Source organism: Oleiphilus sp. HI0125 (assembly GCF_001635355.1).
The window spans coordinates 1-13,718 of sequence record NZ_LWGF01000735.1 but is presented as its reverse complement, the minus strand read 5'-3'; the positions used below and the strand labels follow the sequence as shown (position 1 = coordinate 13,718).

General features: G+C 45.6%; 15 protein-coding genes. 11 read left to right on the top strand and 4 right to left on the bottom strand.

The window, feature by feature from the left end; genetic code table 11:
• Nucleotides 1-64: 64 nt before the first annotated feature.
• Nucleotides 65-829, top strand: coding sequence for a class II glutamine amidotransferase (locus A3762_RS10935; RefSeq protein WP_068755460.1), 765 nt, complete (start codon nt 65-67; stop codon nt 827-829).
• A gap of 227 nt (nt 830-1,056) precedes the next feature.
• Here the strand turns inward: A3762_RS10935 and A3762_RS10930 are convergent, their stop codons facing one another.
• Complete coding sequence (locus A3762_RS10930) at nt 1,057-1,947, bottom strand: LysR family transcriptional regulator (RefSeq protein WP_068755458.1); 891 nt, start codon at nt 1,945-1,947, stop codon at nt 1,057-1,059.
• Nucleotides 1,948-2,079: 132 nt separating this feature from the next.
• Here A3762_RS10930 and A3762_RS10925 point away from each other — a divergent pair, with 132 nt between their 5' ends.
• The 7 genes from A3762_RS10925 to A3762_RS10895 all read left to right on the top strand — a co-directional run bounded on the left by A3762_RS10925 (nt 2,080) and on the right by A3762_RS10895 (nt 9,834).
• Nucleotides 2,080-3,303, top strand: a complete 1,224-nt coding sequence (locus A3762_RS10925; RefSeq protein ID WP_068755456.1) for an acyl-CoA dehydrogenase family protein — start codon at nt 2,080-2,082, stop codon at nt 3,301-3,303.
• Nucleotides 3,304-3,312: 9 nt separating this feature from the next.
• Complete coding sequence (locus A3762_RS10920; RefSeq protein WP_068476139.1) at nt 3,313-4,347, top strand: phosphotransferase family protein; 1,035 nt, start codon at nt 3,313-3,315, stop codon at nt 4,345-4,347.
• 219 nt (nt 4,348-4,566) lie between these two features.
• Entirely contained in the window at nt 4,567-5,556 is a 990-nt protein-coding gene (locus A3762_RS10915; RefSeq protein WP_068755454.1) for an NADPH:quinone oxidoreductase family protein, read from the top strand.
• Nucleotides 5,557-5,643: 87 nt separating this feature from the next.
• Nucleotides 5,644-6,408 (top strand): SDR family oxidoreductase, encoded by a 765-nt coding sequence (locus A3762_RS10910; RefSeq protein ID WP_068755452.1) that lies wholly within the window; start codon nt 5,644-5,646, stop codon nt 6,406-6,408.
• Nucleotides 6,409-6,421: 13 nt separating this feature from the next.
• The gene (locus A3762_RS10905) at nt 6,422-7,201 is read left to right on the top strand and encodes an SDR family NAD(P)-dependent oxidoreductase (protein WP_068755450.1); all 780 of its coding nucleotides are present in this window, start codon (nt 6,422-6,424) and stop codon (nt 7,199-7,201) included.
• A gap of 325 nt (nt 7,202-7,526) precedes the next feature.
• A complete protein-coding gene (locus A3762_RS10900) occupies nt 7,527-8,765 on the top strand; it encodes a trans-acting enoyl reductase family protein (RefSeq protein WP_068476135.1) in 1,239 nt (412 codons plus the stop codon).
• 535 nt (nt 8,766-9,300) lie between these two features.
• Nucleotides 9,301-9,834 carry a DUF3750 domain-containing protein gene (locus tag A3762_RS10895; protein WP_068755264.1) on the top strand — a complete coding sequence of 178 codons (534 nt, stop codon included), beginning with the start codon at nt 9,301-9,303 and terminating at the stop codon, nt 9,832-9,834.
• A 25-nt stretch (nt 9,835-9,859) separates the two neighbouring features.
• On the opposite strand, the gene A3762_RS10890 is transcribed toward A3762_RS10895, so the two are convergent.
• Nucleotides 9,860-10,552 (bottom strand): aspartate/glutamate racemase family protein, encoded by a 693-nt coding sequence (locus A3762_RS10890; RefSeq protein WP_068755449.1) that lies wholly within the window; start codon nt 10,550-10,552, stop codon nt 9,860-9,862.
• Nucleotides 10,553-10,637: 85 nt separating this feature from the next.
• Between A3762_RS10890 and idi the strand changes: the two genes are divergently transcribed.
• Both idi and A3762_RS10880 read left to right on the top strand, forming a co-directional pair.
• Entirely contained in the window at nt 10,638-11,159 is a 522-nt protein-coding gene (idi, locus tag A3762_RS10885; protein ID WP_197469204.1) for an isopentenyl-diphosphate Delta-isomerase, read from the top strand.
• Nucleotides 11,160-11,270: 111 nt separating this feature from the next.
• On the top strand, nt 11,271-12,329 hold the full coding sequence (locus A3762_RS10880; protein WP_068755447.1) for an HDOD domain-containing protein: 1,059 nt from the start codon (nt 11,271-11,273) through the stop codon (nt 12,327-12,329).
• Here A3762_RS10880 and A3762_RS10875 read toward each other — a convergent pair.
• Both A3762_RS10875 and A3762_RS10870 read right to left on the bottom strand, forming a co-directional pair.
• A complete protein-coding gene (locus A3762_RS10875; RefSeq protein WP_068755445.1) occupies nt 12,326-12,826 on the bottom strand; it encodes a GNAT family N-acetyltransferase in 501 nt (166 codons plus the stop codon). The two genes, A3762_RS10880 and A3762_RS10875, sit on opposite strands and share 4 nt — an antisense overlap.
• 8 nt (nt 12,827-12,834) lie before the next feature.
• Nucleotides 12,835-13,071 carry a hypothetical protein gene (locus tag A3762_RS10870; protein ID WP_068755443.1) on the bottom strand — a complete coding sequence of 79 codons (237 nt, stop codon included), beginning with the start codon at nt 13,069-13,071 and terminating at the stop codon, nt 12,835-12,837.
• A 334-nt stretch (nt 13,072-13,405) separates the two neighbouring features.
• Here A3762_RS10870 and A3762_RS26460 point away from each other — a divergent pair, with 334 nt between their 5' ends.
• A complete protein-coding gene (locus tag A3762_RS26460; protein ID WP_156493399.1) occupies nt 13,406-13,639 on the top strand; it encodes a UbiA family prenyltransferase in 234 nt (77 codons plus the stop codon).
• Nucleotides 13,640-13,718 lie beyond the last annotated feature (79 nt).

Below are 13,718 nucleotides of genomic sequence, written 5' to 3'. Positions count from 1 at the left end.
AGCAGTTAGCGCTTCTGCCTGAAATTGGCCATAAGATAAATTAGATCTGAGTATTAAAAGAGTTATGTGTGAACTTCTGGCGATGAGCGCCAACGTCCCAACCGATATTTGTTTTAGTTTTACAGGATTGTTGCAGCGTGGCGGTGCGACTGGGCCCCATAAAGATGGTTGGGGTTTAGTGTTTTATGAGGCGAATGGCGTACGCGAGTTTAAAGATCATTTGCCTAGTTCAGAATCCTTGATTGCGCGCTTTCTTCAAACTTATCCAATTAAAAGTAATACGGTGGTTTCGCATATTCGCCAAGCTAATGTTGGCGAGGTGTCGTTGGCCAACACCCATCCATTTCAGCGCGAGCTATGGGGTAAGTCTTGGACCTTCGCACATAATGGTCAGCTTAAAGAATTCAGCCAGTTTGAACTGACACGTTTTCGCCCAGTTGGCTCCACCGATAGCGAGCATCTGTTCTGTTGGTTGATGGGGCAGTTAGACGAGCATTTCTCGTGCTGCCCGAGCTGGCAAGAGTGGGTGCCTTTTGTGCATCAGTGTTGTTTGAAAATTCACGAAGCCGGCATCGCAAATATCATACTGAGTAATGGCGATGCGCTCTTTACCTTCTGTTCTACCAAGCTCAGTTGGATTACCCGCCGTGCACCGTTTGGCGAAGCGAAACTTGCTGATACCGATGTCACCATCGACTTTTCAAATGAAACCAGTGAAAACGATGTAGTTAGTGTGGTTGCGACCGAACCGCTCACCGTGGATGAGACTTGGACCAAACTCGAACCGGGGAGTTGTTGTGTGTTTGTTGAAGGGGAATTAGTGGGGTAGTTTTTCTTAGTTTTGAATAAACTTTCTAGTCTCGACTCTTCTTTTCCTGCCGTCGGCCAGCGCCGACAGGAAAAGAAGAGTCGAGACTAGAAAGTCTGTTGAAAGCAGGAAAGTAGAAAATTCAAAAGAGCAAGACAATGGATTTCGGCCTTCGCCGGAATGACGACAGAACCTGGTCGATCATATGTAAATGCAAGTCTACTGTGAGGTGCATGCGACATCGGACATCAATCCCCAAAAACCTCAAAAATCCTCTCCCTCATCCATTGATGCGCACGATCATTCTCATGCCGTTGGGCCCAGTATAGGTGCCAGTCTAGCTTTGGAATGGCGAAGGGTAGTTCGAGTATTTGTAGTTCAGTGCCTTGTGTCAGGCTTTCAGGAATGGTGAGGAGCATGTCTGTTTGCGCGACGATTGGGCTCGCTGCGCGCGAGTGTTGAATACGTAGTTTAATTTCGCGTTGAAGACCTAATCGAGCAAGTACCGCATCAATTTGGCCACCTCCTTTTCGTCGACTCGATACATGAATATGCGCTTCTTTCATGTATTGATCGAGGCTCAGATCACCTTGAATGCGCGGATGTTCATGGTGCGCGACGCATACATAACGGTCGTCAGCAATTGGCGTATTGACGAGATCGCTGTCGTTAATGATGGGTACATCAAGGGCAAAGTCGAGCTCACCGGCGCTGAACGCGCGCACCATATCGCTACGCGGAATACTGTAACTCTCGATTTGAATATTCGGGGCTTCTTTTTGAAGTACATACATTAAGCGCGGTAATACATAGGCTTCTGATGTGTCGTTCATTGAGAAACGAAAAGTTCGCGTTGACTGCAATGGGTCAAAGGCATCATGTTCGTTGAGACTGCTTTGCAGTGAGGCGAGGGCCTCTCGTACGCGCTCAATGATGTTTTCGGTGAGCGGGGTAGGGACCATTTGCCCCGACTGGCGCACAAACAATTCGTCACTGAAATGCGCACGTAAGCGCGCAAGAGAATTACTGACTGCAGGCTGCGTAATATGAAGCACTTCTGCTGCTTTGGTGAGCTTGCGTTCGCTATAGATCGCATCGAGCACGATAAATAGGTTCATATCAATTTTGTTCAACAGCATCTGAGAAGCCTCAATATTTGACTTAGTATCACTCCTTTTTATTTAACGATATAAATAAAATAAACTTCAATGATTTTATTTCGGTTTTTAAACTGCTTGCCACGTAAATAAGAATCACTGAAGGCAAAAAGCATGGATTTTGAGTATTCAGATCGCGTTAAAAAATTGATGAAAGAGGTGCAAACCTTTCTCGATAATCATCTTTATCCCATTGAAGACGAGCTCAACCGAGCCATTGAAGAAGGTGAAAATCGCTGGACCATTCCTCCTCAGATTGAAGAGCTAAAAGAGCTCGCGAAGAAGCAGGGTTTGTGGAACTTGTTTTTGCCTGAATCAGAATACGGTGCAGGTTTGACTAATCTTGAATACGCACCGCTTGCTGAAATTATGGGCCGCACGCGTTTTGGTTCTGAAGTCTTCAACTGTAGTGCGCCAGATACCGGCAATATGGAAGTGCTCGTGCGTTACGGCACTGAAGAGCAAAAGAAACAATGGCTTGAGCCTCTATTGGAGGGTGAGATCCGCTCTGGTTTTGCGATGACGGAGCCAGATGTAGCATCGAGTGATGCGACCAATATTGAAACCCGCATTGAACGTGATGGCGATGATTACGTCATCAATGGTCGTAAGTGGTATATCTCAGGTGCATGTGACCCGCGTTGTAAAATTCTGATCGTGATGGGTAAAACAGACCCTGACAACACCAACAAATATATTCAGCAGTCTCAGATTTTAGTCCCGATGGATACGCCTGGGGTGACTGTTGTTCGTCCAATGAAAGTATTTGGTAATGATGATGCGCCAGAAGGGCATGCAGAAATTACTTTTGAGAACGTTCGTGTACCGGCAAGCAATATGCTTTTGGGTGAAGGTCGTGGTTTTGAAATCGCGCAAGGTCGTTTAGGGCCGGGGCGTATTCACCACTGCATGCGTTTAGTGGGTGCTGCGCAACGTGCTTTTGAAATGATGTGCGCACGTGCTGAGTCGCGCACCGTTTTTGGTAAGACGATGAGCCGCCAAGGTTCTGTGCGCGAGAGTATCGCTAAGTCTTACTGTGAGATCGAGCAAGCGCGTTTGTTGACGCTAAAAGCCGCGGATCAAATGGATCGCGTTGGGAATAAAGGTGCTAAGGCGCTTATTTCAATGATCAAGATTGTTGCACCTCAAATGGCCTGCACGGTGATTGATCGCTCTATGCAAATCCACGGTGCAATGGGTTTAAGCCAAGACACCTTCTTGCCACAAGCCTATCAAATGGCGCGTGTAATTAGATTGGCTGATGGTCCGGACGAAGTGCACATGATGCAGCTTGGTCGCGGCTTAGCCTCTGGCTACGCCATGCTGGCAAAGAAATAGGAGGCGAGCATGTCAGACGTCGATAGTTTAGATATTGAGCTTCTTGATCGCTATTTGAGTGAGCATATCGAGAGTTTCCATGGCTTAAAAAGCGCAGAGAAATTCTCAGGTGGTCAATCTAATCCAACCTTTAAATTGAGTGCGGCGAGTGGCGAGTATGTATTGCGTCGCCAGCCACCGGGTAAATTGCTGAAGTCAGCACATGCTGTAGACCGTGAGTATCGTGTTTATAAAGCGCTAGAAAATACGGATGTGCCGACGCCTAAGATGTATCACCTGTGTGAAGATCGCGAAGTGATTGGCTCGATGTTCTATGTGATGGAATATTGTGAGGGGCGCATTTTTTGGGATGCTGCATTACCAAAACTGGCATCTAACGAAGAACGCACACACGCGTATTCGCAAATGGGCAAAGTGCTCGCAGCGATACATTCAGTCGATGTTGAAGCGGTTGGCTTAGGTGATTATGGCAAACCGGGGAACTACTTCGAGCGCCAATTATCGCGCTGGACCAAGCAATATCGTGATTCAGAAACACAAAAAATTCCGGCAATGGATCAGCTGATTGAATGGCTCGAGAGCCATATTCCAGAGGATGATGGTCGTGTGTCGCTTGTGCATGGCGATTACCGTCTCGACAACATGATGTTTGCTCCGGATGAAGTCCGTGTAATAGCGGTGCTTGATTGGGAGCTTTCTACCTTGGGTCACCCTTTTGCTGATTTAGCGTATCAGTGCATGCAACTACGCATGCCAGCTAACGCTGGTGATATGAGTGGTCTCGCGGGTGCAGATCGTGGCGCGTTGGGTATTCCAACCGAAGCTGAGTATGTCGAGACTTATTGTGAAGCGATGGGCATTGAGAAAATTGACCATTGGGCCTTTTACCTCGCATTTAGTTATTTCCGTTTAGCGGCGATAGCGCAAGGTGTCGCGAAGCGTGCTTTGGATGGCAATGCTTCTAGTAAGCAGGCGAGTAAGGTGGGGGCCTACGTAGCCCCATTAGCGATGGGGGCTCTGCACGTTATCAAAACTGAGGGTTAGTTCTGAAATAGCTAGTGCGATCACTTAAGCATTGTTAAAAATTCACTCAAAGTACTCATTTACTAGTCTGTAAACTCCGTCTTTTCGTGAATTTTTGCCTCGCCTAAGTTTCTCTCATAACGCTATTTAATTCGTGCTGTCGTCATTGCTGTGTTGTTTTGATCATTGGGAATGACGACATAATTTTCTAGCTTCTAGCGAACAAAAAAGAGAACAACAATGAAAGCAATTGTATGTAATGAATTCGGTCCGATTTCGGATCTTGAGTACAAAGATATTGATGATCCAACACCGGGCAAAGGTCAGGTGCGAGTGAAAATTCTAGCCAGTGGTGTGAACTTTCCTGATGGCTTGTTAGTGCAAGGTTTATATCAAGCGCGTCCTGAGCTTCCGTTTGTTCCGGGCATGGAGTTTTGTGGCGAAGTTGTTGAGTTAGGCGAGGGTGTTAAGCATCTTAAAGTTGGCCAACGCTTAATCGGCTCTAGCCAGAAATATGGTGCTTTTGCAGAACAGGTGATCGTGAATGCCATGACGGTGTTACCTGTTACAGATGATGTTACGGATACCGATGCTGCCAACCTAATGTGCGCACACGGTACAGCACACCACGCACTCAAGCAGCGCGCTCGTTTGAAGAAGGGCGAAACTCTTGTTGTTCTGGGCGCGGCAGGCGGAACGGGTATTGCGGCGGTGCAGATTGGTAAAGCAATGGGCGCGCGCGTAATTGCAGTTTGTTCGTCACAAGAAAAGCTAGAGATGGCAAAAGCGAATGGCGCAGATGAGCTGATTAATTACAGCGAAGAAGATCTTAAAGAGCGCATCAAAGAATTGACTAAAGGCAAAGGTGCGAATGTTGTTTATGACTCAGTTGGCGGGGAAGCATTTGCAGCCTGTTCTCGTGCAATGGCACGTAATGGCCGTTTATTGGTTGTAGGTTTTGCATCGGGCACGATCCCTGAATTGCCTGTTAATTTGGCACTCGTAAAAGAGTATTCCTTAGTTGGCGTATTTTGGGGTCAATTTGTTATGCACGAGCCTATGGTCTTTATGCAAAACATGCAGGAGCTATTTGCTTGGTATCGCGATGGCGTTGTTCGCCTTGAAACTGATGAAGTTTTCCCACTATCTCGTACTGGCGATGCGCTTGCGAAAGTGATGAATCGCGAAGTGAAAGGCAAGGTTGTGGTTGTTCCAGACGCGCTTTTGTAAGTCGGACCTAGGGTTTAACAAAATATTGGGGTCAGAGTAAAAGTACTCTGACTCTAGTTTAAGAATTTAGGAAATAGGATAAAAAAGATGGCTACTAACTTATTTAACCTGAAAGGCAAAATCGCCCTAGTTACTGGCGCAAGCCGCGGTATTGGTGAATCCATCGCCAAGTTGCTTGCAGAGCAGGGCGCTCACGTTATTGTGTCGAGCCGTAAGATTGATGATTGTCAGAGTGTGGCGGATGCGATTGGTGAAGCGGGTGGTTCTGCAGAGGCATGGGCTTGCCATGTTGGCGATATGGATCAAATTAAAGAGACCTTTGAGTACATTGGCAATAAGCACGGCAAGTTAGATATTTTGGTCAACAACGCGGCGGCTAACCCTTACTTTGGTCATATTCTTGATACCGATATTAGCGCTTACAACAAAACGGTTGATGTAAACATCCGTGGTTACTTCTTTATGTCTGCTGAGGCGGGCAAGTTGATGCGTAAAAACGGTGGAGGCGCAATCGTGAACACGGCATCTATCAATGGTCTTCAGCCGGGCATGATGCAGGGTATCTACTCGATTACTAAGGCTGCTGTTATAAATATGACCAAAGCGTTCGCGAAAGAGTGCGCTCCATTCAATATCCGAGTGAATGCTTTGCTTCCGGGTTTAACCAAAACAAAATTTGCAGGCGCTTTGTTCACCAATGAAAGCATGTACAAAGCGGCAATGCAGATGATTCCAATGCATCGTCATGCAGAACCAGATGAAATGGCTGGTACCGTTTTGTATCTCGTGAGTGATGCATCGAGCTATACCACAGGTGAATGCATTGTCGTCGACGGCGGCTTTACGATTTAAGGGAGATAGTAAGATGGATAAGCTTCTTGATTTTAATGGCAAAGTTGCCTTGATTACGGGTGCGGCAAGTGGTTTTGGCGCAGCACTTGCCATAGAGCTTGCTGAGCGTGGCGCAAAGCTAGTGATTGCCGATTACAACGCGGATGGTTTGACTGAAACTGTCGAAAAAGTAAAAGCGCTTGGCGCAGAAGTAGCGAGTGCTGTTGGGAATGTTGCTGAAGAATCGCATGCTGAAGAGTTAGTTGCTTTGGCAAAGTCTACCTTTGGTGGTATGGATATTGCGGTAAACAATGCGGGTATTGCTCCGAAGTTGATGCCGTTTACGCAGATCGATGAGAAAACCTTGCAGCACCAATTGGATGTAAATCTAAAGGGCGTTGCTTTCGGTATGAAGCACCAGATGCGTATGATGGCTGGCCAAAAAGATGGGGCCATTCTAAACGTGGCATCAATGGCAGGTTTAGGCGCGACGCCAATGGGTGGTTCTTATGGTGCCGCGAAGCATGCTGTTGTAGGTATGACAAAAACGGCTGCTGTGGAAATGGGTGCAATGAATGTGCGAGTGAATGCGATTTGCCCATTCTTTACTTCAACGCCAATGGTGGATAACCCGATTCTTAATCCGAATGGTGATGAGAAAGAATTAAACAAGACGCTTGCGCGTGGTTGTCCGCTTAAGCGTATTGCGCGTGTTGAGGAAATCGTAAACGTGATGGTGATGATGTTGTCGCCAGCGAACACGTATATGAACGGAATAGCGGTTCCGGTCGATGGTGGTATGTCTGCTATGTAGTTAAATAGCTACTGCGATTGCTTAGGCTGTGTTGAAAGCTTGTTCGCTTTGCTCATTTACGTATATGTAAACTCCGCTTTCTCACAAACTTTCGCCTTGCCTATGCTGCTCTCGTGACGCTATTCGGATACTGCGTGCATCATTTCCGCAGACAAGGTGAATCGCGAAGCGAGAGAGGGCGCCCTGGGGTGGACGGGAACCTACTGTTGTATAAAGAGGTAAATTCAGGATCACTTGGAGTGTTCCTGAATCATAAAAGAATCATTCGAGCGTTTATCGTCTCTCGTAAAGCGTTCTGCATACATAACAACTGGAGAAAAATAACATGTCAGATTCACGCGAGTATGACGTCATTATTTGGGGTGCGAGTAGTTTTACTGGCCGCTTAGTAGCCGAATTTTATTTAAGTACTTATGGCCTCAATGGCGAGCTTAAGTGGGCGATGGCTGGACGTAATCAAGCTAAGCTCGAGGAAGTTCGTGCAGGTCTAAATGATGGCCAAGGCACTAACGATATACCAATCCTAATTGCGGATAGTCACGACGAAGCTAGCTTGAAAGACTTAGTCAGTAAGACGAAAGTTATTTGTACGACTGTTGGTCCATATGCTTTGTATGGGAACGAACTTGTTGCGGCTTGTGTTGAAGCCGGTACGGATTATTGTGACCTTGCTGGTGAAACGCAGTGGATTCGTCGAATGATCGATCAACACCATGAACGCGCTCAAGAAACGGGTGCGCGTATTATTCATTGTTGTGGCTTTGACTCTATTCCATCTGACTTGGGCACTTACTTTGTTCAGAACAAAGTGAAGGAGCTTAAAGGCGAATACGCGAAAGCGATCAAGGTTCGAGTGAAGTCAATGAAAGGTGGTGCGAGTGGTGGCACGATTGCAAGTATCAATAACGTGCTCGCTGAAGTAGCGGATGACAAAGAGCTCTTTAAGTTATTGAATAACCCGTACACTTTGAATCCTCGTGATGAGATGGGTGGCGACGATAAGCGCGATTTGCAAAGCGTGAAGTACGATGACGATGCAAAGAGCTTCCTTATGCCGTTCGTTATGGCAGCGATCAACACACGTGTGGTGCGTCGTAGCCACGCTTTGGCGGGTTTTCCTTATGGAAAAGATTTCACCTATGATGAAGCGATGCTGACTGGCGATGGCTTCTCTGGCCGTTTGAAAGCGATTACTGGTCTGGTTGGTCTCGGTGCAATGCTTGGCGGTAAGCCCGGTGGATTCTACAAAAAGATTACTGCTAAGTTTTTACCAGCACCGGGTGAGGGGCCATCTAAGGCAGAGCGCGAAGCTGGCTTCTGGAAGTATCTTGTGATCGCTAAAATGCGCGATGGCTCGATCGTGAAAGGATTTGTTAGTGGTGATCGTGATCCTGGTTACGGGTCTACCTCTAAAATGCTTGGTGAAGCGGCAGCATGCTTAGCGCTTGATAAAGACAAGACAGCTAAAGTGGCAGGAATGCATACGCCATCAACTGCGATGGGGGATGTGTTGATTGAGAGATTAATCTCGAAAGCTGGACTTCAATTCGAAATCCATTCTTAGCTACTGCGATTGCTTAGGCTGTGTTGAAAGCTTGTTCGAAATACTCATTTACTTATATGTAAACTCCGTGTTCTCACAAACTTTCGCCCTGCCTAAGCTGCTCTCCTAACGCTAAGAAGCTGCGAGCTTTCGTTCATTTTCGTCGCGTCTTATCGTCGCTTGTGAGGTTAGGCGTTTCGTAAGCTGTGTTGAAAGCTTGTTCGCTTTACTCACTGGCTTTGCCAGAACGCACTTTAGTGCGGTCCGTAGGGCGAGCTACGCGAGTATTTACTTATATGTAAACTCCGTGTTCTCACAAACTTTCGCCTTGCCTAAGCTGCTCTCCTAACGCTAAGTAGCTGCGCGTTTTTATTTGTTTTTGCCTTATTCTAAATTCTTTATTGACCCAGCTTGGGTATGTCTTACTCGAACTTTTAAAGTTTTCGTATATCTAACCTCTTCTTTCAAAGGCTTTGTGTCTAATCTACGCATCTTCATAACGCGTAAGACATTTTGTCTTAGGTCTAAGTTGAATAAGGTAAATCAAGAGGTTTCGATGCGAAGTATATTCACTGTATTGGTGTTAATTCTTGGTCTAGTGCTTACGGGGTGTAGCACCGGTAGTTGGCGAGACGCGAGCCGAGATTCTGCGAATTTATCTCCACTCCCCGGTGATTATTCTGATGCCATCGTGCAAGTTTACGCTGCAGATGCTTGGGGATGGCGAGGGATATTTGCAGTGCATACATGGATATCTGTTAAACCAAGCAATGCAGATCAATACACTGTCCTTGAAGTGATTGGCTGGCGCGCTCGATGGGGTGTGCCGGTTCTTCGCATAGAGAAAGACTTGCCTGATCGCTATTGGTTTGGGGCAAAGCCAGAGTTGGTATACGAAAAGCGTGGTGAGGGCGCTGATCAGCTCATCGAAGATATTCTTCGCGTTTCACGTGATTACCCTTGGGCAAATGAATATACCGTGTTCCCAGGTCCCAATAGCAATACCTATCCTGCATGGGTTGCTAGTCAAATCGAAGGTTTCGAATTAGATATGCCATTTAGAGCGATTGGCAGTGGCTGGGAGCCTTAACATCGATTTCTATGTGATTACGCGACTAGCTTAGAGCAAAATCCACCGCTGTTTCTGCATGAATAGCGGTGGTGTCAAAAAGCGTCACTTCCGTATCCTCTTGCTTCACCAACAATCCAATTTCTGTGCAACCTAAAATTACAGCCTGAGCACCTTGGGCCTGTAGTTTCTTTATGATATCTAAGTAACGCTCTTTGGATGACTCAAGCAGTTGGCCTTTGCAGAGTTCTTCGTAGATGATTCGGTGCACTTCAGCACGATCTTCCTCGTTAGGCGTAAGGACATCTAGCGAGAATTCGTCTTGTAATCGTCCTTTGTAGAAGTCTTGTTCCATGGTGAATGCGGTGCCAAGCAGACCTACTTTAATAATATTTGCGTTTAGAAGTGTTTGGCCTGTGGCATCAGCGATGTGTAGTAGTGGTAGGTTGATTTTTTCTTCGATAGTTGGAGCGACTTTATGCATAGTGTTGGTGCAGATCAGCAGACAGTCGGCGCCAGCGGATTGGACATTTAATGAGGCTGATAACAGGATTTGCGCGCAGCTCTCCCAATCGTTTTGATGTTGTAAGTGCTCGATCTCTGCGAAGTCTACGCTCACCAAAACTATTTTGGCCGAGTGTAAACCGCCAAGCTTAGCTTTCACTCCTTCATTGATCGCTTTGTAGTAGCCTTGCGTACTTTCCCAACTCATGCCGCCGAGAAGGCCTATTGTTTTCATTTGTTGGACTCCGAGAAAATTGATCTGACAATCAAAACATATTTCGTCTAGGCTTGTCTTGAATTATGAAATGTAGGACTGAATGGTGACTAACGAGCTAGTACTTGTTGATGAGATGGGAAAGAAGTTAGGACTTGCCGATAAGCTTGAGGCACATCAAAAAGGCTTGTTGCATTTGGCTTTCTCTCTAATGGTCTATCGAGTTGTTGATGGTCAACGCGAGTACCTTCTCCAGAAACGTGCCGCGACTAAATACCATGGAGCAAACCTATGGAGTAATACCTGTTGTTCCCATCCTTTTGATGAAGAATTGCCAGCCGCGGCTGTTCAGCGCAGAGTCGGAGAAGAGCTTGGAATAACGCAAAAATTAGATCTTAAGGAATTAGAGCCTGTTTTGTATCGAACGGAAATGCAAAACGGTCTTATTGAACATGAGTATGACCATGTATTTGTTTCTAATGACACAATCTTCGACTTTGAATTGAACCCTCAAGAAGTCAGTGAAACAGCATGGGTATTAGAATCGGATTTAAAGACTGATCTTGTGAAGAACCCAGGAAAATACACGCCTTGGTTACCCTTCGTTCTGGGTCGAATTCCTTCCTAAGTTTAAGTTGCGAGTACTTTTGCATTACTAAGAGCCTGTATTACACTTTGTGAAGTGGCGCACGTTTTAGTGCATAGTCAAATATGCGATGAAGGTTACGGATAAACCGATATGGCGATTGCATGGTTAAGAAAAATGTTTGGTGTAAGTGCAGTTACTGAACCAGTCAGTAATCAGCCTGTTTATCATCTCACCGAACGACAGAACGCTTCTGAAGATACGCATGGGGCGACGAATTCTGAAACGACTAACGCGAAAACAAAGCGTTATCGTGAATACTTGCTCGAATTAGATCACGCCTTTTGTCAGAGTTTGTTTGGAACCGAACATTCTTATGAGATGCCAACTGAAACTCAGAGAGAAAATGCCAAAAGCTACGCAAAGCAGCTGCTTAGTAACGAATTAAACTCTGAAAAAATTCCCAGAAAACCAAGCTCTTTGCCTCTCTTGTTGAAGCTTCTGAAGATGGAAATGGTTAATAACGATACCGTGGCGCAATTTCTAATTAAGGATCCGGCGCTTACTTCACAAGTGCTTAAAATTGCAAACTCTCCATTTTTCAGATTGAGTAATCAAAGTGTTGAATCATTAGATGAAGCAATTCGACGCCTTGGCATTGCCGGTATTAAGCGTGTTGTTTCTGCTGCAACGATGATGCCCGTATTCCAAGCCAGTGGTGGAAATAAAACGCTAAATGAGACGGTATGGCGATGGGCTTTGTGTTCCGGAGCAAGCTTAGAAGCATTGAGTATTATTCGTGATCAAGATGGGCCATCTAACTATTTGCTTGGCTTGATTCCAGAACTGGCCATGTTGATTGTCAATCAAGAGCTTGACCGCCTAGAAGGATCTTTGCCGGAGGAGGAAAAAATCCTTCCAATGCAGCGCTTTAAGGTATTTAAGCGAGTTGCATGGAAAATTTGTATCCAAATTCGAAAAGAATGGGGTATGTCTGAGGAGTTTGATCAAGCGCTCTACGATATGGGAGATGCCATGCGTTTGCGCAAGTACTCAATTGTCTATGATGCGATCATTCTGGCGCAATATTCTGCTGTTGAAGCCTCGGCTAAACCTCCTATCAGTATAGAAAAACTTTCCCTGCTGACTGAGTCGGACGAGTTTGTAAATCAAACGGTTTTGTTATCGTTGAAATCAAAAATTGAAGGTTAGTTCGACAAGACTAAATGCATGTCGTTCCAGCGTAATCCTCCGTGACTCGATTCTGACGTCCCGTCATCAACAAACCCAAATTGTTGATAAAAACCGACGAGCTCCTCTTGGCAGATAAGATACATTGCTGACTTTTGCATCGCCTGCATCATAGCAATAAATTCGTGCATTAATGCAGTGGCATAACCTTGGTGCTGGAAATCAGGATGCACAACCACTGACATGACAACGAGATTTGGGCCTATTGGATCATGACCGATGAGTTCTTTGAATTCTTCATCACTTAGGGAGACGTCAAAACATGCTCCGCAATTGATGAAACCGATGATTTGCGACTCTTTTTCTAGAACGAGAAATCCCTCGGGATAAGTCTCAATACGTTGTTGGATTTTTTCTCGAGTGGCAGCTTCATCGCCCGCATATCCTTCTTGTTCTATTTGAAAACAACGATCAGTGTCGGAAGGTGTCGCAGAACGAAAAGTCAGTGAAGAATGCATAAGTGCCTCTAAGCGATGAATAAACTAATACTAAGCACCAAGGGGCTTACAATTGCGCTAATGACGTTGAATGCAAGTGCTTTTGGATTATTCGCAATATCATCACCTAGACGCTTCGCCTCAATAAACGCGTACATGCTCAATGGCAAGGTAATCAAACTTAGCAAAGTAAGAATAGGTAGCTGTGATAGATAAACGCTAACTGTTATGGAACCATAGCCGACTAGGTAAAATACACCGAGCATATATGTGCTTAATTGGGTTCCTTATACGATCGGGAAGGTGCGTCGACCAACGTTTTTGTCTGCGTGAATATCCGGATATTGATTAAGTAAAAGCAAGTTATTACTCAAACAAAATGGTAGCAGAAGAGTTAGATAAGTGAGTTGATCTTAAGACTGAACGCACGCCTTTTAGTGGAGGCAGTGGCGCTCTTCCAAATAATCCTAGCGCTCTGAAGCATGCTCTCATCCTTGGGTTAGTCAGCCTAAGTCTTACTGCACTGATCGGTTTGTATTTTGTTTATTCTGTAGGCCTCATACTTCTACCGCTTGGAATAGCTGGTATTGCCTTGGTGCCTTGTATTCACCATGGATTAATCGATTACCATGGGTATGCTTGATTGCGCCCGGCGCAGGATTTGGAATTGTTATGGTCGCCGGAAACTTCTCAGTGATCGCGGCTTATGATCAACTCACTTATCTAACTCTTCTGCTACCATTTTGTTTGAGTAATAACTTGCTTTTACTTAATCAATATCCGGATATTCACGCAGACAAAAACGTTGGTCGACGCACCTTCCCGATCGTATAAGGAACCCAATTAAGCACATATATGCTCGGTGTATTTTACCTAGTCGGCTATGGTTCCATAACAGTTAGCGTTTATCTAT